The organism is Micromonospora sp. HM5-17, assembly GCF_003762835.1.
GTDB lineage: Bacteria > Actinomycetota > Actinomycetes > Mycobacteriales > Micromonosporaceae > Plantactinospora.
In genome coordinates, this window is record NZ_RJWA01000001.1 from 354,090 (window position 1) to 375,542 (window position 21,453).

The following is a 21,453-nucleotide window of genomic DNA, read 5'->3' on the forward strand; positions in this document are numbered from 1 at the left end:
TAAATGGGGACTCAGTGCGGTGATCACGGTCTTCCCCATGCGGTTGGGGGCGTGGAGGGGCTTCACTCCGGGATACTCGCTCGGGGGCCGCTCCGGAAGACTGATCTCCTTCCGCGAGGGATTCCATCGGATGAAGCGCCGGGCGTTCGCGGTGTCGTCTGCGATGTGATGTACTCCACTCGGATTGCGTGAGTGTCGGGGTGACCGCCGGGTGAACGCCATCGGATGACCTGCCAGAACTCGTCCCGTGTCGATCGAGTGACGGTGCGTGGGTCGCTGCTGGCAAAGCATGATGTTTCGGGAGATGGTGGCAGAAGTTGCAGCTTGGCGTGATGTTGTCCACCATGACGAGATAATGACGTCAGTAAATGCATGTGTCTCGTGGTCGGTCAACATCGCGGGTCCGATCCGGCGTGCCGCCCGGGGCGACACCGGGACTCTTGATTATTTGATCATCACGATCTGACTCCCGGTGCCCCGACTCCAATGCCATCGCGCCCGTACGCTGCCCCGCACCACGACCTGCGTGCCTTTTCCGACATCGGGCCGGCACCCCACCGAGCGGCCGAGCGGGCACGGCATCGGCCGGCGTTCCACCGGCCGGCCCCGGGCGGGAACGGCACCAGCCGACCCTGGCGGCACGTCGGCGGCCGGCCACACCATCGACCAGCCACCGGGCACCCCACCGGTCGACACCCGCCGGTCGGTAGGCTCGCGGGCGTGACCGAGCCCGCGCGTCTCACCCACGTCGACGCCGGTGGCGCCGCCCGGATGGTGGACGTCTCCGCCAAGTCGGTCTCGGCGCGCCGCGCCGTCGCCGCCGGTCGACTGTGTACCACCGCCGAGGTGGTCGAGCTGTTGCGTCGGGACGGGCTGCCGAAGGGCGACGCACTCGCCGTCGCCCGGCTCGCCGGCATCATGGGCGCCAAGCGCACCCCCGACCTGATCCCGCTCTGCCACCCGATCGCCCTGCACGGCGTCACCGTCGACCTGGAACTCGGCACCGACACCGTCGAGATCACCGCGACGGTCCGGACCGCGGACCGGACCGGCGTCGAGATGGAGGCGCTGACCGCCGTCGCCACCGCCGGGCTCGCACTGGTCGACATGGTGAAGGCCGTCGACCCGGCGGCCTCGATCGAGGGGGTACGCGTGCTGCGCAAGGAAGGCGGCAAGAGCGGCGACTGGACCCGACCGGCGGACCGGCCGTGATCCGGGCCCGGGTCGTGGTGGCCTCCAACCGGGCGGCCGCCGGGGTGTACGCCGACACCAGCGGCCCGCTGCTGGTCGCCGGCCTGACCGAACTCGGCTGCCAGGTCGACCCGCCGGTCGTGGTGCCGGACGGCGACCCGGTCGGCGAGGAGCTGCGCCGGGCCGCGGCGGACGGGGTCGACGTGGTGCTGACCAGCGGCGGCACCGGCATCAACCCGAACGACCGTACCCCCGACGTCACCCGCGCCCTCCTCGACTACGAGATTCCCGGCATCGCCGAGGCGATCCGGGCGCACAGCCGGGACAGGGTGCCGACCGCCGTCCTCTCCCGGGGCGTGGCCGGAGTGCTCGGCCGGACCCTGGTGGTCAACCTTCCCGGCTCGACCGGCGGAGCCCGCGACGGGCTCGCCGTCCTCGGCCCGATCCTCGAGCACGCCATCGACCAACTGCGCGGCGGTGACCATCCCCGGACTGACTGAACCGAACTCACCCGCCGGCGGTCGTCCCCCGAGGATAGGCTCGGACGGTGAACGTGAGGTGTCTGGACGAGAGGACCGAAGGGCCGGCATGAGCACGGACGCCGCCGTCACCGCCGACCCGCAGGCCGCGCCGGTCACGCTGGCCTGGACGGAAGCCCGCGCCCGGGCGTACGACGCCGGTCGCGCCGCCGCCGGCGAGCCGGTGGAGGTGCCGCTGGCCGAGGCCGACGGTCAGACCCTGGCCGAGCCGCTGACCACCCTCACCGACCTGCCGGCCTTCCCCACCTCCAGCGTGGACGGTTGGGCCGTCCGGGGCGCCGGTCCATGGCGGATCGTCGGCCGGGTCCTGGCCGGCGGCACCCCGCCACCGCTGACCGAGGACGGCACGACCGTCGAGATCGCCACCGGTGCGATGGTTCCGGCGGGCGCGACCGGGGTGCTCCGGGTCGAGGAGTCGACCCGGACCGCCGACGGGCTGGTGACCGGGACGCTGCGGGCCACCCCGGAGTGGCGCAGCCCAGGCGAGGAGGCGTACGCCGGAGAGGAACTTCTCCCCGCCGGGACCCCGGTCGACCCCGGGGTGATCGGGCTCGCCGCCTCCTGCGGCTACGACACGCTGCGGGTGCGCCGCGCGCCCCGGGCCGCGCTGATCGTCTTCGGTGACGAGCTGCTGACCGCCGGCCGCCCCGGCGCGGGCCGGGTCCGCGACGCACTCGGCCCGGCCGTTCCCGGCTGGCTACGCCGCTACGGCTGCGTCTGCACCGCCGCGGACGTCGTCGGCCCGGTGGCCGACACCCTCGACGCGCACGTCGCCGCGCTGCGCCAGGCACTGGAGCAGGCCGATCTGGTCTGCACCACCGGGGGCACCATGCACGGTCCGGTGGATCACCTCCATCCGGCGCTCGCCGAACTCGGCGCCGCGTACGTCGTCAACACCGTCGCCGTCCGGCCGGGGTTTCCGATGCTGCTGGCGCGGGTGACCGGGGCGGACGGGCGTACCCGGTTCGTCGCCGGCCTGCCCGGGAACCCGCAGTCGGCGATCGTCGCGATCGTCTCGCTGGTCGCCCCGCTTCTCGCCGGGCTGCGCGGCCGATCGATGCCCGAGCTACCCCGGGCGACGCTGGCCGAGCCGGTGCCGGGGCGCGGTGAGTACACCCACCTGGCCCTGGTCCGGGTCGACCCGGTCCAGCGCACCGCCCATCCGGTCCGGCACGTCGGCTCGGCGATGCTGCGGGGGCTCGCCCAGGCCGACGGGTTCGCCGTGATCGCCCCCGGCACCCGCGGCGAGCCCGGGAACCGGGTGCCCGTCGTGCCGCTGCCCCTGCTGCCGGACGAGCGCGTCCAGAGAGGACCACGATGAGCGTCGACGCCGAGCAGGTCACCGACCCCGGCGCCGCACCCGGGCTCCGGGTGCACGCCGCGGTCGTCGTCGAGCCGCTGGACGTCGCCTCCCACGAGGCGTTGGTCGCCGACCCCGCCGCCGGCGCGGTCGTCTCGTTCCAGGGGGTGGTCCGCGACCACGACCACGGGCGCGCGGTGACCCGGCTGGAGTACGAGGGGCACCCGAGCGCCGCCGACGTGCTGCGGGAGGTGGCCACCGAGATCGCCGCCGATCCGGACGTCTACGCGGTCGCGGTGTCGCACCGGCTCGGCATGCTGGAGGTCGGCGACGTCGCCCTGGTGGCGGCGGTGAGCACCGCGCACCGGGCGGCCGCGTTCGCGGCCTGCGCACGACTGGTGGACGAGGTGAAGGCCCGGTTGCCGGTCTGGAAGCGGCAGCTCTTCGCCGACGGTACCGAGGAGTGGGTCAACTGCGCCTGACCGTTCGCCGTGGCCCGCGGCGAGCCGCGGCTGCCCGCCCGCACCGTCCGGGCCGTCGTGGTCCGGCCGTCCCGTCCACCGAACCCCGTCGACAGTCCGCTGCGGGCGGTCGGGTCGACCGGTCGGGCCGTCGCGCGTCGCCGCCGGTCACGGCTGGCCGACGAGCCGCCGTTCGAAGCGGACCTGCTCGGCGTAGAACGTCGGCTCCGCGCCGGGCCGCCATGGCAGGGCGGCGAGCAGCACGATGATCGCCAGCGCGAGGGAGTTCTCCATCAGGACGCCGAAGAAGCCGTCCTGGTAGTGCGAGACCTCGGGCAGCTGGTGCTCGTACGGCCAGATCGGCGAGATCAGGAAGAGCAGGTAGAGCCCGACCGCGGCGAGCCCGTGCCGGAGCCCGACCAGGGCCGGGAACCAGATCGGGGAACGGAGCCCGCCGACGGCGGCCAGCCCCGGGCCGGCCGCCGAGAGCGACGGCCGGTGCGTCGGAAGTCGGCTGGCCGAGCGGCGCCGGATCGCCGTGTCGGCGAGCACCAGGATCGCCGGGACCACCCAGACCAGGTGATGCGACCAGGAGATCGGGCTGATCACGTTCGTGGTGAGCCCGACCAGGGTGAAGGCGGTCAACTCGTCGCCGTCGGCGTGCGCGTTCGCCGCGCGGGAGAGCCCGAGGGCGAGCAGCAGCATCGCGAACGAGAACCAGAGCAGCGTCGGCGTTTCGATCGAGTCGTAGAGCCGGGCGAGTACGCCGGACAGCGACTGGTTCGGCGTCATGTCCGCCGCGCCGACGCGCTCGGTCTGCCAGAGCACCGAGGTGAAGTAGGCGGTCGACTCCCGGCTGGCGACCGCGAACGTCCCGACCGTGACGCCGATGGCGGTGCCGATCGCCGTCATCGCGGCCCGCCACTGCCGTGTCAGCACAAGGTAGACGATGAACAGCGCCGGGGTGAGCTTGACCGAGGAGGCCAGGCCGATCCCGACACCGGCCCAGGCGCCGCTGAAGAAGAGTCGCCGCAGCGGGCCGTCGCTGGGACGGATCCGGGCGCCCCGCCGGCTCTGCCAGCGCAACGCCACCAGGTCGGCCATCACGAGGCCGAAGAGCAGGAGGTTGACCTGGCCGTACCCGAGGGTCTCCCGGACCGGCTCGATCGCCACCGCGGCCGGCACGGCGATGCCGAGGGTGAGGCCGAGCGACCACCCGAGTCGGTCGGTGATCGGCCTGAGCAGCGCGGCGAGGACGGCGGTGAGCGCGGCGACGCTGGCGATCGCGTTGAGCCAGCCGGCCAGGCTGAGCGGTATCTTCGCCATCGGCAGCATGACGAGGCCGGCGAAGGGCGGGTAGGTGAAGCCGAGGGTGGTCCTGGGTGCGACGAACGCGTAAAGGTCGTGTCCGCTCGCCCACCAGACCATCGCGCCGTGGTAGATCGCCATGTCGAAGAAGGTGTACGGCCGTCCGAACGTAGCGATGGCGAGCCACGAGGCGTAGCAGGCGGCGGCGACGATGCCGATCCGTACGACCGTCCGACGGTCGATCCCCCGAGCGAAGCGACGGACTGGGGCGAGGCGGCCTAGCCGTCTCGCGACGGTCGCCGGCATGGCGTGGCCACCCCCGTACCGATGTCGGTCTTCCGCCCAGGTCCTCCAGGGAGCCTAGAACGGTGGGTCACTCGAGTGCCTCCTGCGTTATGCGACCGTGTCCGATCCCACACTGGTTCGCGACATTTCCACCGCGTTAACGCAGGGAGTGCGGTTCAGGTGATTCACGGCCGCTCAGTCAGGAGAAAATAGCATATGTCTGGCATGCGGCATCGGGTGATTCGGCGCAGCTCTATCCCTCCGGATCCGGCGGGACCTGCCGTCGCTCCCGGTGCGGCGGCCCGCGTAGCGGCGGAAGAGGGCCCGCGTCGGGCGGCGGAGGAGACAGCTGGCGAGACAGACTAGCCCGGCATCCGGCGAGCCGCCGCGGCGGCCCGGACGGCGATCCGGGCGTCCCGGCGCGCCGTCCGCACCGCCCGGCGTACCGTGCGGCGTCCGCTTCCCACCGCGTGGCTGGTGCGCCAGCCCAGGCTCGGGCGGCCCCGGGTGTCGGCCGCGGCGAGCAGCAGCCCGCCGATCAGGCCGAGGTTCTTCATGAAGTGGATCCGATGGCCACGGCGCTCCGCGGGATCCTCGAACGTCCAGTACGGATGCCCGGCGAGCGTGGTCGGCACCAGGGAACCGGCCAGGACCGCGGCAGCCGGCCGGCTGAGGCGGCCGGTGGCCAGCAGGACCCCGCCGACGACCTGGACGGCGGCGTTGAGCCGGACCAGGCGCCGGGCGTCGGTCGGGATGCCGGCGTGCACGCGGGACAGGACCGGGCCGACCCGTTCCGCCACCTTCTGCGCCCGGCCGACCACCGAATCGGGGTCGCGGAACGTACGGGCGCCACCGACCACGAAGATCGAGCTCAACAGGGCGCGGGCGATGGCCCGGACAGGTCTCATGGGTTCAGTCTTACCCGCTCGCCCCACATTTCACCCGGCGAAGGGACGGACTGGATGGCACGGTGGCGGTACCGTCGCGAGGTGTGACCACTGTGCGGCTGCGACCGGAGGGGCCGGCCGACCATCCTGACATTCGCCGGTTGGTGGCCCAGGCGTTCGCCCGGTCGGACGGCGGGTCGCCGCCGGAGGTCCGGCTCGTCGAGGCGCTGCGCGGCAGTGACGCCTGGCTTCCCGAGCTGTCCATGGTGGCCGAGGTCGACGGCGAGGTGGTCGGCTACGCCCTGCTCAGCCGGGTCTGGGTGCAGCCGGGCCGGATCCCCGCGCTGGCCCTCGGGCCGGTGGCGGTCCTCCCCGGCCGGCAGCGCCGCGGCTACGGCCGGGACGTCGTGCAGGCCGCGCTCGACGCCGCCGCCGAACTCGGCGAGCGTCTGGTGGTGGTGCTCGGCAACCCCGCGTACTACCGGCGCTTCGGCTTCATCCCCGCGGCCCGGTTCGGTCTGACCGGCCCGTGGTCGGGGCTCGGCGATCCGTGGCAGGTCCTGGTGCTGCCCTCGGTGGACGGCTCGCGACCGGTGGTGCCGAGCGGCGAGGTGGCCTATCCGCCACCGTGGTCCCAGGTCTGAGGGTGTACCGCCGTCGCGGTCAGGACGGCTGGGTGCGCAGGTAACGGCCGAAGTGCGGGACGGTGAAGGCCACCGTTCCGCGTTCGCCGGAGTAGATCAGCCCCTTCTTGATCAGGGCGTCCCGGGCCGGGGAGAGGCTCGCCGGCCTGCGGCCCAGCGACCGGGCGATCTCGGCGGTGGAGACGGCCACATCCATGTCGTCGCCGGGCGCCGTCCCGTCGCCGCCCGCCACCCGGGAGAGCGCGGCCATCGCCCGCATGTACTCCCGCTCCGCCGGGGTCGCCCGCTCGTACCGGGAGCCGAAGAAACCGACCGCGAGTTCGGCCTCCGCCTCCGGCGCGGCGACCCGGACGTCGGCGGGGGTGATCGGCGAGCGCGGCGCGTGGTCCCAGGTGGCCTTGCCGTACGCCTGGACGAAGTACGGGTAGCCGCCGGACTTCTCGTAGAGCAGGTCGAGGGCCTTCTGCTCGTACTCGACGCCCTCCCGGGCGGCCGGGGCGCAGAGCGCCTGGTCGGCGGCGATCCGGTCCAGCCGGTCGATGCGCTGGTAGCGGAAGAGCCGTTCCGAGTACGACTTCGCCGCCGAGAGTACGGCCGGCAGGTGCGGCAGCCCGGCACCGACCACGATCAGCGGCGCACCCAGTTGGGACAGCTCGTGGCAGGCGGCACAGAGCCCGGAGACGTCCTCCGGACCGAGATCCTGCATCTCGTCGATGAAGAGGGCGACGCCGGTGCCGACGTCCGCGGCGACCTCCGCCGCGTCGGTGAAGAGTTCCACCAGGTCGATCTCGATGTCGCCGGAGTCCGCGCGTCCGCTCGCCGCCGGTACGTCGATCCCCGGCTGCCAGCGGTCGCGCAGCCGGGCGCCGCCGGAGCTCCGGCCCGCCGGGGCGGAGCGCAGCGCGAACGCCTTCAGCACGCCGAGGAAGCCGTCGATCCGGTCCGGGGCGCGGTGCCGGGGGGCCAGCTCCCGGATCGCCATGTGCAGGGCGGCGGCGACCGGGCGGCGGATCGACTGGTCCGGCCGGGCCTCGATCTTGCCGGTGCCCCAGAGCCGGCCGATGGCCTGGGACCGGAGCGTGTTGAGCAGGACGGTCTTGCCGACGCCGCGGAGCCCGGTGAGCATCAGGCTGCGTTCCGGGCGGCCTCGGGCGATGCGCTCCAGCACGATGTCGAAGACCTCGAGCTCGCGGCCCCGCCCGGCGAGTTCGGGCGGGCGCTGGCCGGCGCCCGGGGCGTACGGGTTGCGGACGGGATCCACGTCTCGCACCGTATCGATCCGTCTAGCCCTCCGGCTAGAAACGGGTAGATCGCGCCACGCGTGTCGTGGTCGGCGCGCCGGCGTACGTCGAGGGGTACATCGAGCAAAAACTAGGGCTGTCTAGCATCCAGACTAGACAGCCCTAGTTTCCGCTGGTGACCTCGGACCGGCCGTACCCGGCACCGTGGGGGTGCCGGTCGTGGGGAGCGGCCGCGGCGCTCCGCCCGGCACACGGGTCACGGCCTGCGTGGGTGGCGTGACTCAACGCTTCTTCAGGCAGAGCACGAAGTCGCCGATGTCCATCGAGTCGTCGTACACGTAGTTCACGTCGGTGTCCGGGTCACCAAAGATCGGGTCCTCGATGCACCGGTCGCCGTCCGTGGTGAACGGGATCCGCGACAGCACCTCGTACGTGTTCGGCCCGCACGGCACCTTCCGCAGCTCGGGATCGTCGTCGGTGCCGTCGTTCACCAGGCAGTCGCCCTCCTTGAAGTCGGTCTCGTCCGAGCCCGAGTCGTCCGATCCGGAGTCCGAGCCGGAGTCCTCCGACGGGCTCGGCTCGGCGGACGGGCTGGCCGACGTCGAGGTGGTCGGCGCCGCCTCCGGGTCGCCGTCGTCGGACTGGTTGATGGCCCAGACGACGCCGCCGATCCCACAGGCGCAGAGCAGCACGAGGACGACCGCGCCGATGATGAGGCCGATCTTCAGACCACGGCCCTTCTGGGGAGCCGGGGCGCCGGACGGAGCGCCGGGCGTCCCGGGGGCGCCGGGCGTACCGGGGGCCCCGTATCCCGGCCCCGCGCCGGGCGCGGCGGGAGTGCCGTACGTCGGCGGCGTCGGACCACCGCTGGTCGGCGGCTGCGGACCGCCACTGGTCGGCTGTGGACCGCCGCTGGTGGGCGGCTGGCCCCACTCGGTCCCCGCCGGCGGGGAGGGGTGGGCGCCGCCGGGCGGTGGCGGGTAGCCGGTGCTGGGCGGAGGCGGGTAACCGCTGCTCGGCGGTGGTGGGTAGCCACCACCGCCCGGCGGTGGGTAGCCTGCGCCACCACCCGGCGGCGTGGGGTAGCTGCCGGGGGGCGGTGGCGGGTAGCCACCGGCCGGCGGACTCGCCGAAGCAGGGGGCTGGTAGGGGTCTTCGGGCTGGCCAGAGCTCGGGGAGCCGTAGATCGACATGATGCTCCAGGGTCACGGCCACGCGTTCCGACTGGGACGCGGGACCTGGGGTGGTTGGTAGGGAGTTGCGGGGCGCCCCGCGGCACGGGCGGCTACCCTCGACCTCCGCACCACATTGTGGGCGATGCTGTCGAGCGGTGCGCGGCCGTTATCTTTGCCTGAGACACAGGACAAAGTCCAGGTCATCCAGGTCGCTGTTAAAGAAGTAATAGTTGGTGTAATTTTTCACATCCGCGCACTTGGCCTTCGCGTCCTCCTCGCCGGTCGTCGGCTCGTCGAACCGGGCCAGGACCTCGTACGTCCTCGGTGCGCACTCGGTGATGACCAACACGGGCCGTCGCGCGGTGCCCTCGTTCGCGACGCACTGCCCCGTCTTGACGAACCGGGCGTCGGTGGTGGGTGCCGCGGCCGGGGCGCTCGGCGTCGGCAGGTCGGGATCGGGGGACTCCTCCGCGGGCACCCCGTCCTTTGTCGGATCGGTGCTCGGCAGGACGGTCGGGGTCGTCGGCTTCTCCCGCCCGACGAGGTAGAACCCGACCGCGACCCCACCGGCCGCCAGGACCACCAACGCGGCGGCGACCATCGCGACGACCCGGCCGACGCTGCGCCTGGGCGCCGGCAGCGGCTCCGGCGTCGACCAGGTGGAGTCCGCCATGGACGAGCCCCACATCGGCTCCGGCTCGCGCGGGGTCCAGCCGGGCGGCGGCGAGACGGGACCGCCCGGGTGCCGCGGTGCGCCGTAGCCCACGTCGGGCCGGCGGTGCGGTGGATAGCCGGCGCCCGGTTCGGGATAGCCCGGTGTGGAGCCGGGGTAGCCGGACGCGGCCGGATACGCGTGGCCGGCCGGCGAACCGGGCGCGGCAGGAGTGACCGAGGGCGGCGCGCCACCCCAGCGGTCGTCCCCGCCGAGCTGGTCGCTGCCGCTCCACGGGTCGGCGGGCTGGCCGTACTCGTCGGCGGACTCCCGGTCCTGTCGTGGCCAGGGCTCCGGCGACGAGCCGGGATACGGGCCGCCCGGCGGTCCGTAGTTCGCCATCGAGGATCCTCCTGCTCCACCGTCCTGAAGGCGCGTCACCCGCTGGTCACGTGCCTGCTGTGGTCACCGTAGCGTGACCCCCTGATGAGCTCACCTCCCGGAATCGCGCCAACCAGCGCGCCGGACGCCTTCTGCCTCGGATGACGGGTGGCGGCGGCCGTCGGGAGGGGACGCTCCCGACGGCCGCCGCCACCCGGTCGGCCGAGACATCCGTGCCGATGTTCACAGCAGGCGGAGCTGCCGGTCCTTCGGCCGGCGCGGTGCGCTGTCGCCGAGCCGTTCGAAGAGCCCGGGGTCGATCGCGTCGAGGAACGGTGACGGTACGCACTCCCGCTCCTGGCCGTGCCGCAACCGCCGCCGTACGTGGCTCACGTAGAGCCGGTCCTGCGCCCGGGTCAGCCCGACGAAGAAGAGCCGTCGCTCCTCCGCCACCTCCTCCTCGGTCGGCGTCGTACCCGGCAGCCGCAGGGGGAGCAGTCCGTCCTCACAGCCGACCAGGAAGACCACCGGGAACTCCAGCCCCTTGGCGGCGTGCAGGGTCAGCAGGGTGACCGCCTCGGCGCGGGGGTCGAGGGCGTCGACCTCGGCGCCGGCGGCGAGTTGGGCGAGGAACGACGCCACGTCGTCGCCGCAGCGCTGGGCGAGCGGGGTCAGCACCTCCACGGCCGACCAGATGTCCTCCGGGCTGATCGCACCGGTCGCGTCGAGGGTCGGGGTGGCGTACCGCTGCGCGAGGACCTGGCCGGCGAGCCGGACCCGGGCGGCGACCGAGCCGCCGAGCCCGTCGGCGTGCCGCAGCTCGCGGGCGATCGCCGCCACGCCCGGCCGGTCGCGGAGCCGGTTGTGCGACCGCTTCTGCACCGGGATGTTCGCCCGCGCCAGCGCGTCCAGGATCGGCGCCGCCTGCGCGTCGGTCCGGTAGAGCACCGCGATGTCGGAGAAGGAGACATTCGAGGTACGCCCGTCGATCCGTCCCGAGTCCAGCGACCGGTGGGACAGGCCGCCGACGAGTTCGTCGATGGTGCGGACCACGAAGGTGGCCTCGTCCGCGACCGAGGCCGCGGGGTAGCGACCGACCAGGGGCGCCTCCGGGTCCAGCCGGGCCGGGTCGAGCCGCCGGCCCCGGACCAGGGTGGAGGGCGCGATCGCCTGGACGGCGGCGGCCAGGATCGGCGCCGACGAGCGGTAGTTGCGGGTCAGCCGGACCAGCCGGGCGTCGACGAAGTCCTGCGAGAACCGCAGGAAGTACGTCACGTCGGCACCCCGGAACGAGTAGATCGCCTGGTCCGGGTCGCCGATCGCGCAGAGGTTGCCGTCGGCGGGGCTGAGCAGCCGGAGCAGTTCGTACTGGGTGGCGTCGACGTCCTGGTACTCGTCGACGAAGATCCAACGCCACCGGTCGCGGTAGCGCTCCACCAGCTCCGGGTGCTCGCGCAGCAGCGACACCGGCAGGCTGACCAGCTCGTCCAGATCGACCAGGTCGGCGGCCCGGAGCAGCTTGACGTACGTCGCGTCGTCGTCGCCGGCCTCGGCGCGGGCGGTCGCCCGCTCGGTGTCGTCGGCGATCCGGAAGTCGGTCGGCAGCCCGGCCAGCGCGGCGTTCTCCCGCAGGATGGTCAGGCCGAGCGAGTGGAAGGTGCCGACGGTGACGTCCTCGGCGACCGGGCCGAGCAGCCCGTCGAGGCGCTGCCGCAGCTCCTCGGCGGCCCGCCGGGTGAAGGTGATCGCCAGGCAGTGTTCCGGATAGACGTTCAGCTCGGCGCAGAGGTACGCGATCCGGTGGGTCAGGGTGCGGGTCTTGCCGGTTCCCGGCCCGGCGACGATCAGCAGCGGTCCGCCCGGGGCCGAGGCGGCGACCCGCTGCATCGCGTCGAGCCGGTCCAGCAGCCCGGTGCCGACCTCCTCCATGCCGGCGAGCATCGGCTCGAACGGCTCGTGTGGGGACGGTGCCGGGGGCAGCGGTGGGACCGGCTCGGCCGGAGCCGCCTTCGACCGGCGTCGGGGGGCCGGTTCGGTCGACGCGGCCGCCGCCGTGCTCTTCGCCCGGGGCGTCGGTTTCGGCTCGGCCGGTGGTCGCGGCTGTGGCGCCGGTACGTCGAAGAGCGCGTCCGCGAAGAGGGTGTCGGCCTGCTGGCCGCCCCGGGCACCGGCCAGTTCGCCCGGCTCGAAGAGCGTGATGACGCCGTACTCGCCGTCGTAGCCCGGCACCCGGCGGACCCGGCCCTGGCGCAGCCGGTCGATCGCCTCGGCGACGAGTTCGCCGCCGACCCGGCGGATGTCGTCGAGCGGGGTGACGGTGAGGATGTCGAGCTCCGCGCCGAGTTCCGCGACCAGGGTGTTGAGCTGCCCCTCGACCGTCTTCGACTTCGGCCCGACCCTGTTGACCTCGCCAAGGATCTCGGCGAGCTGGATCAGGTGGATGACCCGGGGGGCGTTCGCCGGGACGTACCCCTCCGGCCGGTCGGCGAGGTCCTCGACCCGGCTCAGCACGCCGACGGTGAGCGGCTTGCCGCACTCGGGGCAGCGTCCGCCGGCCTCGCGGGTCCGCTGGGGCGGCCAGTTGACCCCGCAGAGCCGGTGCCCGTCGGCGTGGTACTTCCCCTCCTCCGGGAAGAACTCGATCGTGCCGTGCAGGCCGTTCCCGGTGCGGAGCGCCTCCCGGACGGCGAAGTAGTCGAGGTCGGTGGCGAAGAGGGTCGCCTCCCGGGCCAGCGCGGCCGGGGAGTGCGCGTCCGAGTTGGACACCAGCCGGTACGCGTCCAAACCCGACACCCGCCAGTTCATCGACGGGTCGGAGGAGAGCCCGGTCTCGACGGCGAAGATGTGCGGGGCGAGGTCGGCGTAGCAGTCCGCGATCGCGTCGAAGCCGGACTTCGAGCCGAGCGCCGAGAACCACGGGGTCCAGATGTGCGCCGGCACGAGGTAGCCGTCGGGGCTGGCCTCCAGGGTGATCTCCAGCAGGTCGCGGGAGTCGAGGCCGAGGATCGGGCGGCCGTCCGAGCCGAGGTTGCCGATCCGGCCGAGCGCGGCGTTGAACCGGGCGACCGCGTCCAGATCCGGCAGGTAGATCAGGTGGTGTACCTTCCGGGTCCGGTCACCTCGCTTGTAGATGGTGGAGATCTCGACGCTGAGCATGAACCGCATCGGGGCAGCCTCGGCCGCACTGGCCAGCCGGGGCGGCAACTTCCGGTTGACCTCCCGTTCGGCGTCGGGGCTGAGCCGGTAGAGCCCGGGTTCGGCCGGGCGCAGCGACTCGCGCAGGTGGTCGTACCAGGCGGGATGGGTGAAGTCGCCGGTGCCGAGGAGGCTGATGCCCTTGCGCCGCGCCCACCACGTCAGGTTCGGCAGGGTGAGGTCACGGCTACAGGCGCGTGAATACTTCGAGTGGATGTGCAGGTCCGCGACGAAGGGCACGGCGACGCTGGGAGAGCCGTCAGCGGTGGCGGCGCGCAACGGAGACACGCCGCATCCTGTCACGGACCGGTGCCGCCCCGCGTGTCGCCACGCGCGAGTGTGATTTCTCGCTGCGGGCGCCACGGGGCCGGCGACCGGCCCGTGCGCGCTCCCACGGGCCGGGTCAGCAGCTCTTGCTGACCGTGTACGTCGGAGAGATGATCTCTCGTCCGTTGACGACCGCGCTGACGTACCACTGGGTCGACGTCCGGCTGCGCAACTCGCCGGTGCCCCAGGTCGGGTCGATGACACCGGAGAACGAGGTGCCGCGGCCGATCTGGAACCCGGTGTACGCCCAGGTGTCGCTCTGCGTGTAGCCCCACACGTCGGACGCGCTGCCGTTGACGATCCGACCGGTGATCCGGACGGCCCACCGCCCGTCGCTGTAGCAGACCGCCGACGCGGAGGCGCTGATGGAGGCCGGCGCCGACCTGGTCGGCGATTTCGTCGGCGACCTGGTCGCGGTCGGTGGCTTGGTCGTGGCCGGCGGTTTCGTCGTGGCCGGCGGCTTGGTCGTGGCCGGCGCCGTCGTCCTGGTCGGGGTGGATCCCTGGCCCCCGGACGACCGCCGGTCGGGGTCGGTCGCCCCCTGGCCGCCCGCCGGTTGGCGGTCGTCGTTCCCGCTGCTGCCGCCGGTCGAGTCGCGACCGTCTCCGGGGCGACCGGTCTCCGCCGCACCGGTCGGGGTGGCCGGCAGCGAGGGCAGCACACCGGTGGGTACGGGCCGGGCGGTGGGGACGGGCACCGACTCGGCCAGCTGCCGCTGCTGCTCCGGTCCGCCGCCGCGGACCGTCACCGTAACCGCGCCGGCCAGTGCCAGCCCGACCGCGGCGGCGGCAGCGGCGGCGAGCCAGTTGCGGGCCGGACCGGGGCCGTTCGCCCGGGCGGTCACCGGCGGTGTGTCGGCCACCGCCGCCACGGCGGCACCCGCCGGCCGGGGCGAACCCTCCTTGTCGGCCGGGTTGCCCGACACCGCCGGGTTGCCCGACATCGCCGAGTCCGTCGGTTTCGTCGGGCCGGCCCGGCCTGTCGCGGTGGCCGGGCCTGTCGCGGTGGCTGGGTCAGGCGGCGTCTCGACGGGGTCACCCGGGTCCAGCCGGGCCCCGCACTCGGGCCGCAGGCAGTACGTCGCCCCGGGTTCGGCGACCTCTCCACACGCCGGACACGTCACGGGATCCTCACCTTCACGCCGCCGGACGGTCCGCCGATGTCGCGTCCGTCGGTACTGGCGGGCATCGTCAGGTTTCAGCGAGCGGGTTCTGCCGGAGTGAGCGGGCCTGGCGTTGTCAACTCCGGGCCTGGGCGAGCAACGTTGGCCTGGACGAACGGCCGAGCCGTGAACCACCAGGGTGGTCTCAGACAGGCACTGTGGACGCCCGCTGATGATCGTGCCGGTACCGGGTCCGTCCGCGCAACCGATCAGACGCGCGTTCACCCGAAGTCGGCGTGGGCCCGTGACGCATCGACGGTGGTTGCCGGCCGCGCCGTCGTCGTGCCGGTGCTGGACGCGGTTCGCGACGCGGCGCGGCTGCCCGGGCCGCCGTCGTCGGTGCCGGTGTCGGGGCACCGACCTCAGCGGTGCGCCCGACTCGGGGCGAGGCGAATCGCCTCCACCTGGCCGTCCAGTCGCAGCGGGCCGGCCGCGTACGGGATCAGCAGCGTGTCGCCCCGCCGGACCGCCAGGTTGTCGTGCTCGCCGCTCAGGGTGCCGGCGCCGGCCACCACGACGAGGACGCTGAACCCCTGGTCCAGGCGGTCGCCGCCGTGTCGGCGTTCGGCGGTGAAGAACTCGTCCGCGGCCTCGGGCAGCAGCCGATTCACGCCGCGCAGCGTCTCGAGGCGGGCCGGCGACCACGCGCCGCGGTCGACACACTGTAGGGCCAGGTCGTAGCCGAGGCCCAGGTGGCCCTCGGCCAGGCCGAAGCCCTCGTACTCCAGCAGCACCGAGAAGTCGGTCGGCTCCTGGACCTCGACCAGCAGGATGCCGTCGCCGATCGCGTGGGGCAGGCCGGCCGGGCAGAGGATGGCGTCGCCGGCGGCGACCGGAATCCGGTTGGTGGCGGCGAGCATCTGCTCGATCTGCTGCCCGGCGACCCACGCGGCCAGCTCGTCGGCGTCCACGTCACGGGAGAACCCGAGGTGGACGTACGCGTCCGGCCTGGCGGACACGATCACCCAGGCCTCGGTCTTGCCGTACGGCGAGGCCAGGTGGGCGGTGGCGAAGCGACGGTCCGGGTGTACGTGGAGCGGGAGCCGCTGCCCGGCGTCGAGGAGCTTCACCAGGATGCCCGGCTCGGTGCGGTCCGGCCCGAGCCAGTAGCGCGGCTCGGCGGCGATCGCCTCGGCCAGCAGGCGGCCGTCCCGCAGGGTGGAGAGGCCGGCCGGGGCCAGACCGAACCGGCTGGTCGTCGAGCCGACCCAGTCCTCGGGCCGGTCGGCCAGCGCCGGCAGGTTGCGGAACTCGGCGATGCGGCCCGCGCCGCGGTAGAAGGTCTCGGGTTGGTTGGCGGGTAGTACTTCGACGGTCACGGATGCTCCCTCTGTGACGCGAGACCGGCGACACCTGGCGAGACGACCGGCGGGCGCCGCGTGACCTGGCCCGGGACCGGTCGGTGTGGCGCGGCGGGGGAGGTCGACCGGGCGACGGCGGCGAGGAAGCCGCCGACGAAGGTGTCGCCGAGCCCGACCGTGGTGGGGTTGTCGACGTTGAGGGCGAAGCCGGGTACGCAGCGGACCGTGCCGCCCATCCGCTCCTCCAGCGCCGCCGCGAACGCGCGGGCCTCGGGCCGGCGCGGGCGCCGGCGCATGAGGTCGATGTCCCGGTCGGTGACGTCGTCGCCGTGGCTGTACCGGGTGGCGGCCATCAGGGTGCCGAGGTCGAGGGCGGCGGCGAGGTCACCGGCCCGCTCCCCGACCGCGGCCGACCAGAACCTGGTGTGCAGCACCAGGGTGGGTACGGGGATGAGCGCGTGCACCGCGGTGAGCGCGCGCCGGACCTCGTCCACGGAGAGCAGGTCGACCGGGTGCCCCAGGTAGGTCTGCATCTCGTCCTCGTTCAGCCCGTACACGTCGATCACGTCGAGGAGCGCGTCGCGGACCCGCTGGCTGAGGGCGGGCTCGTGGAACGCCGCGTCCTCGTAGTAGGTGACCGCCCCGGGTGGCAGGTGCCGCATGTGCGCGCGGAGCGCGGCAAGCCGCTCGTCGAGCAGGCGTTCGTCGCGCATGGCGTTGAAGCCCGAGATCAGGAAGACGTCCGCGTCGCGCAACCGGGCGCCCAGGTCGTCGGCGAGCGCCATGCTGCTGTTGGCCGGATCGTTGACGTAGATCAGGCGGTTCGGGAGCGGCGCGGTGATGTCGAGGTCGCCGGTCCGGACCCGCAGGCCGCGGTCGTACTGGACGATCAGGTGGGGGTAGTAGGTGTCCGTGTCGCCGCTGGAGACGTAGTCGCAGGTTGCCGGGAGCAACCGACGGACGGTGTCGTTGACGCTGACCAGGTGCAGGGTGGACGGGACGCCCAGCCGGTCCAGCACGATCGCCGCCCGTACCGAGGTGCCGCCCAGGGTGGTGCGGTGGGGAAACCGGCGGGCGAAGGTCTCCAGCGCCGGGGCGGAGGCGACGAAGTGCTCGCCTCCTCCGCCCCGGGCGACGTACCCGAGGATCGACACCACGAGATCGCGCTCGCTGGTCACCGCGCCCGGCGACGCCAGGTCCGCGGCGCCGACGGCGTAGTCGGCGGCGAGCTGTTGCAGGGCCGGGCCGGTGAGCTTCAGCTCGTAGTCGACGCACCCGCCCAGCCCGAGGACGACACGGGCGGCCATCTCAGTAGAGCGCGGCCTTGCCGGTGCTGCCGAACAGGTCGATCTTCTGCGCGGCGACCTCCTTCATCGCCGCGACGCAGGGAGGCTGGATGCTGAGGGGTTCCCGCAGCTTCGGGTCGGCCAGCACCTCGCGCATCTTGTTGTGGTACGCGACCTTGATGTCGCTGGAGATATTGATCTTGTTGATGCCGAGCCGGGCCGCCTCGGCGATCTCCTCGTCGGGGTTGTTGGAGCCGCCGTGCAGCACGAGCGGGATCCGTACCCGGTCCTTGATCTCCTTGAGCAGGTCGAGCTTCAGCTCCGGCTTGAGGTCCGGCGGGTAGATGCCGTGGTAGGTGCCGATCGCCACGGCGAGGCTGTCCACCCCGGTCTTCCGGACGAAGGTGGCGGCGTCGTCGGGGTCGGTGTAGATGATGCCCTCGGCGCCCTCCTCGGCCTCGCCGTCGGTGGCCCCGATGGTGCCCAGCTCGGCCTCGACCGACAGGCCCACCGCGTGCGCGGTCTCGACGACCCGCTTCGACAGCGCGATGTTCTCCTCGAACGGCAGCATCGAGCCGTCGATCATCACGGACGTGAAGCCGATGCGGATCGCGGTCAGGATCTGCTCGTAGGTGGCGCCGTGGTCCCAGTGGATCGCGATGGGGACGCTGGAGCGGTTGGCCCGCTGGATCACCGCCGCGATCATGTCGGCGCCCACGTGCCGTACCTCGTCGGGGTGGATACCGAGAATCAGTGGCGCGTTCTTCTCCTCGCTGATCTCCACGATTCCGTTGAACATGGCCCAGTCGCTGATGTTGAACGCGGGCACGGCGAAGTTGTGCTCGTTCGCGACGTCGAGAATCGCCTTGCCGGTCGTCAGCATGTTGGTGGTCTCCTTTTGGGATGGGATGTCAGGCCTTGACGGCGCCGGAGGCGAGGCCGCCGACGAACCGTCGTTGGAAGAGGAGGAAGAGGAGGAGCACGGGAATCGACCCGAGGATGCTCATCGCCATCATCTGGTTCCATTCGTACGAGTGTTGGCCCATGAGCAGTTGAATGCCGATGGGGACCGTGCGCATGTTGTCGGTACGGGTGAGGGTGAGCGCGAACAGGTACTCGTTCCACGAGATCATGAAGGTGTAGACCCCGACCGCGACCAGCCCGGGGACCGAGACGGGTACGAGGACGCGCCAGAGCGCGGTCCAGCCGTTGCCGCCGTCGACCTTGACGGACTCGTCCAGTTCGCGCGGCAGCGTGTTGAAGTACGCCGTGATCATGATGATCGCGTACGGCAGGGTGAACACCATGTGGGTGAGGATCAGCCCCGGATAGGTGTTGTAGAGGCCGAGCGCGACGACGAGCCCGAAGTACGGAATGACGAGCGTGATCGGCGGCACCGCCTGGACGCTGACGATCACGGCGTTGATGAGTCGCTGGAGTGGGAAGCGGAATCGGCTGAACGCGTACCCGGCCAGGGTCGCCACCACGAGCGTCAGAATGGTCACCGCGAGGGCGACGACGTAGCTGTTGACGAAGAACCGCAGTTGCGCGGTGTTGCCGAGGATTTCGCGGTAGGCGTCGAACGAGAAGTTCTCGGTGATCAGCTTCGGCGGTGTCGCGAAGACCTCGCCGTTGCTCTTGAACGAGGTGGAGAGCATCCACAGGACGGGGAGCCCGGCGAATGCCGCGCCGAGAACCAGTCCGGTGAGAACGCCGACCTTGGCGGCGGTCCGCCGTGCCCTGGAGGTGCGTCCGCGCATCTCACCGCTCCCTCTGCTGGCGGACGTAGAAGAAGGCCAGAATCATCGTGAGCAGGAGGACGATCACCGCGCTGGCGGAGGCGGTGGCGAACTCGTACTCGCTGAATGCCTGCTTGTAGGTGTAGGTGCTGAGCATTTCGGTGGCGTTCAGTGGCCCGCCGCCGGTCGTCATCCAGATCAGCGCGAACTGCTGCGAGGTCCAGATCAGGTCGAGCACCGCCATGCTGACGATGACCGGACGCAACTGCGGGAGCGTCACGCTGAGGAACCGCTGGACCGGGTTCGCTCCGTCCACCGCGGCGGCCTCGTAGAGGTCGGCGGGGATGCCCTGGAGCGCGGCGAGCAGGCTGATCATGAAGAACGGGTAGCCGGACCAGATGTTGACGAACGTCAGGACCCAGAGCGCCTTGCCCGGGTCACCGAACCAGTTCACCCCGTCGTGGATGAGGCCCAGCGTGCCCAGCACGTAGTTCACCACGCCGGCCGGGTCGAGCAGGAGGCGCCAGATGACGGCGATCACCGCGATCGTGAACAGCCAGGGCAGGATGTAGACGATCCGGAAGATGGCCTTGGTGACCCCGCTGAGCAGCGGCGTGTTGAGCATCATCGCGAAGGCCAGGCCGAGAACCAGGTGGGCGACCGTGCTGACCGTGATGAAGACGAACGTGTTCTTCAGCGCGGTCAGGAACTCCGGATCGGTCAGGACCCTGGTGTAGTTGGCGAACCCGACGAAGACCGGGTTCTCCTGCACGATCACGTTGTCCCGGAACGAGTAGCTGATCACCATGACGATGGGGACCACCATCAGGACCGCGATCAGCAGCGCCGTGGGGGACAGGTAGGCGTACGGCACCAGGCGCCGGGCAACGGCGGCGGGCCGGGCGCGGCGGGGGGTGACCGGTTGGAGGGCCGGCGGGGCGGCCTCCGGCGCGAGCATGGGGTGGTCGACGTGCGCGGATGTCATCGCTGTCTCCTTGGTCGGGTGCCGCGCCGGTCCACCGGCGCGGCACCCGGGCCGACGGTCCTCACATCTGCGAGGACCAGGCCTCCTGCGACCTGGCGAGGGCGTCGTCGACGCTCTGCTTGCCGGTCAGCACGAGCTGGAGCTGTTCGGCGAAGCTGCGCATCAGGTCCTCGGACTTTGGCAGGCCCACGAACTCGTTGGCCGGGTAGCCCTGGGAGTAGATGTCGAAGGCGGTCTTGAACAGCGGGTCGCTCTGGCTGAAGTCCGGTACGGCGGTCTTGTTGCCGGGGAACCCGTTCGCCAGCGTGCTCAACTGGGCGTTGGTCTGCTGGCTGAGCAGGAACTGGACGAGCTTGAACGCCTCGGCCTTGTGCTTCGAGGAGTTGGCGATCCCGATCCCCCACGACGCGTACGGCATGCCGCGCTGACCGGTGTAGCCGTCCTCGGCCGGCAGGGCCGCCACCGTGAACTTCAGGTCCGGGTTGTTCTTCTTGATCAGGTTGATGTGCGCGAGCGAGTCGATCACCATGCCGACCTGGCCGGTGGTGAACTTCTCGACCTTGTCCTGTTCCTTCATCGTGAGCGAGCCGGGCACGATGACCCCGGCGTCGTTCAGGCTCTTGATGAACTCGATCGTGCTCTTGACCGGCGCGCTGGTCAGGTTGGGCTTGCCGTCGGCGAGCATGCTGCCGCCGGAGGCCCACAGCCAGGACATCACGTCGTTCTGGACACCGTTCGGGACGGCCGTGTCGAGCGGCAGGGCCCAGCCCTTGACGTTGCCGCCGGTGGCGCTGATCTTCTTGGCCGCGTCCAGGAACTCGGAGCGGGTGCTGGGCACCGCCGAGACCCCCGCCTTGGAGAGCAGGTCCTGGTTGACGAAGAGCGGGTAGACGAAGTTGACCACCGGGATCATGTACGTCTTCCCGTTGACCTGCACCTGGCTGGCGAGCTGGCTGGCGTCGTAGTTCGCCTCCCTCATCAGCGGGGTCAGGTCGGCGATCGCGCCCTGCTTGGCGAAGTCGTTGACCCAGGCGCCGTCCAGGCCGACCACGTCGGGCAGGGTTCTCGACGCCGCCCCGGTCACCAGTTGCTGCTTGGTGGAGGCGTAGGGCGCGCTCAACAGCTTGACCTTGATGTTGGGGTTCTGCGCCGTGAAGTCGGCGATGAGCTTGTCGAAGGAACCCTCCGGCAGCTCAGGGGCCCACCACTGCGCGAACTCCAGCGTCACCGTCCCGTCCGAGCTCGCGTCGCCCGAGTCGCCGGAGCCGCAGGCTCCCGCCGCCAACGCGACCGCCACGGCCGCCGTCACTGCTCCCAGTCGCTTCAGCCGGGCTGCGCGTACCGCCATGGCGAACTCCTTCCATGGAGATCTTCTTGCTCTATGCCGGGGAGAT

Annotated in this window: 18 protein-coding genes; 5 read left to right on the top strand and 13 right to left on the bottom strand. The window is 72.0% G+C overall.

Features of this window, described 5'->3' with window-relative positions; translation table 11 throughout:
* Window positions 1-720 precede the first annotated feature (720 nt).
* The 4 genes from moaC (at window position 721) to EF879_RS01645 (ending at window position 3,512) form a co-directional block, all read left to right on the top strand.
* A complete protein-coding gene (gene moaC / locus EF879_RS01630) occupies window positions 721-1,212 on the top strand; it encodes a cyclic pyranopterin monophosphate synthase MoaC (protein WP_123553929.1) in 492 nt (163 codons plus the stop codon).
* Complete coding sequence (locus EF879_RS01635; protein WP_123553931.1) at window positions 1,209-1,691, top strand: molybdenum cofactor biosynthesis protein B; 483 nt, start codon at window positions 1,209-1,211, stop codon at window positions 1,689-1,691. The genes moaC and EF879_RS01635 overlap by 4 nt, the downstream gene beginning before the upstream one ends.
* A gap of 88 nt (window positions 1,692-1,779) precedes the next feature.
* Window positions 1,780-3,051, top strand: coding sequence for a molybdopterin molybdotransferase MoeA (locus EF879_RS01640; RefSeq protein WP_123553933.1), 1,272 nt, complete (start codon window positions 1,780-1,782; stop codon window positions 3,049-3,051).
* Entirely contained in the window at window positions 3,048-3,512 is a 465-nt protein-coding gene (locus EF879_RS01645) for a molybdenum cofactor biosynthesis protein MoaE (RefSeq protein ID WP_123553935.1), read from the top strand. Before EF879_RS01640 ends, EF879_RS01645 begins: the two co-directional genes overlap by 4 nt.
* A gap of 147 nt (window positions 3,513-3,659) precedes the next feature.
* Here EF879_RS01645 and EF879_RS01650 read toward each other — a convergent pair whose 3' ends face one another.
* Window positions 3,660-5,105, bottom strand: a complete 1,446-nt coding sequence (locus tag EF879_RS01650) for a glycosyltransferase 87 family protein (protein ID WP_123553937.1) — start codon at window positions 5,103-5,105, stop codon at window positions 3,660-3,662.
* Between the two features lie 341 nt (window positions 5,106-5,446).
* Window positions 5,447-5,992, bottom strand: a complete 546-nt coding sequence (locus EF879_RS01655) for a DoxX family protein (protein ID WP_123553938.1) — start codon at window positions 5,990-5,992, stop codon at window positions 5,447-5,449.
* An 83-nt stretch (window positions 5,993-6,075) separates the two neighbouring features.
* Here EF879_RS01655 and EF879_RS01660 point away from each other — a divergent pair, with 83 nt between their 5' ends.
* Window positions 6,076-6,615: a GNAT family N-acetyltransferase gene (locus EF879_RS01660; RefSeq protein WP_123553940.1), complete on the top strand. Its 540-nt coding sequence runs from the start codon at window positions 6,076-6,078 to the stop codon at window positions 6,613-6,615.
* Window positions 6,616-6,634: 19 nt separating this feature from the next.
* Here the strand turns inward: EF879_RS01660 and EF879_RS01665 are convergent, their stop codons facing one another.
* The 11 genes from EF879_RS01665 to EF879_RS01715 form a co-directional block, all read right to left on the bottom strand.
* Window positions 6,635-7,876 (bottom strand): ATP-binding protein, encoded by a 1,242-nt coding sequence (locus tag EF879_RS01665; RefSeq protein ID WP_123553942.1) that lies wholly within the window; start codon window positions 7,874-7,876, stop codon window positions 6,635-6,637.
* A 261-nt stretch (window positions 7,877-8,137) separates the two neighbouring features.
* Complete coding sequence (locus tag EF879_RS27895) at window positions 8,138-9,049, bottom strand: hypothetical protein (RefSeq protein WP_233604163.1); 912 nt, start codon at window positions 9,047-9,049, stop codon at window positions 8,138-8,140.
* A 148-nt stretch (window positions 9,050-9,197) separates the two neighbouring features.
* On the bottom strand, window positions 9,198-10,085 hold the full coding sequence (locus tag EF879_RS27900) for a flagellar basal body protein FliL (protein WP_233604164.1): 888 nt from the start codon (window positions 10,083-10,085) through the stop codon (window positions 9,198-9,200).
* A gap of 222 nt (window positions 10,086-10,307) precedes the next feature.
* The gene (locus EF879_RS01680) at window positions 10,308-13,547 is read right to left on the bottom strand and encodes a UvrD-helicase domain-containing protein (protein ID WP_123553943.1); all 3,240 of its coding nucleotides are present in this window, start codon (window positions 13,545-13,547) and stop codon (window positions 10,308-10,310) included.
* Window positions 13,548-13,662: 115 nt separating this feature from the next.
* Window positions 13,663-14,529: a hypothetical protein gene (locus tag EF879_RS01685; RefSeq protein ID WP_123553945.1), complete on the bottom strand. Its 867-nt coding sequence runs from the start codon at window positions 14,527-14,529 to the stop codon at window positions 13,663-13,665.
* Window positions 14,530-15,110: 581 nt separating this feature from the next.
* The gene (locus EF879_RS01690; protein ID WP_123553948.1) at window positions 15,111-16,067 is read right to left on the bottom strand and encodes a class I mannose-6-phosphate isomerase; all 957 of its coding nucleotides are present in this window, start codon (window positions 16,065-16,067) and stop codon (window positions 15,111-15,113) included.
* A complete protein-coding gene (locus EF879_RS01695; RefSeq protein WP_123553950.1) occupies window positions 16,064-17,356 on the bottom strand; it encodes an ADP-dependent glucokinase/phosphofructokinase in 1,293 nt (430 codons plus the stop codon). The genes EF879_RS01690 and EF879_RS01695 overlap by 4 nt, the downstream gene beginning before the upstream one ends.
* Window position 17,357: 1 nt before the next feature.
* Window positions 17,358-18,218, bottom strand: a complete 861-nt coding sequence (locus tag EF879_RS01700; protein ID WP_123553952.1) for a ketose-bisphosphate aldolase — start codon at window positions 18,216-18,218, stop codon at window positions 17,358-17,360.
* 28 nt (window positions 18,219-18,246) lie between these two features.
* A complete protein-coding gene (locus tag EF879_RS01705; RefSeq protein ID WP_123553954.1) occupies window positions 18,247-19,095 on the bottom strand; it encodes a carbohydrate ABC transporter permease in 849 nt (282 codons plus the stop codon).
* Window position 19,096: 1 nt separating this feature from the next.
* The gene (locus tag EF879_RS01710) at window positions 19,097-20,059 is read right to left on the bottom strand and encodes a carbohydrate ABC transporter permease (protein WP_233604165.1); all 963 of its coding nucleotides are present in this window, start codon (window positions 20,057-20,059) and stop codon (window positions 19,097-19,099) included.
* 61 nt (window positions 20,060-20,120) lie between these two features.
* A complete protein-coding gene (locus EF879_RS01715; RefSeq protein ID WP_123553956.1) occupies window positions 20,121-21,407 on the bottom strand; it encodes a sugar ABC transporter substrate-binding protein in 1,287 nt (428 codons plus the stop codon).
* Window positions 21,408-21,453: the final 46 nt, after the last annotated feature.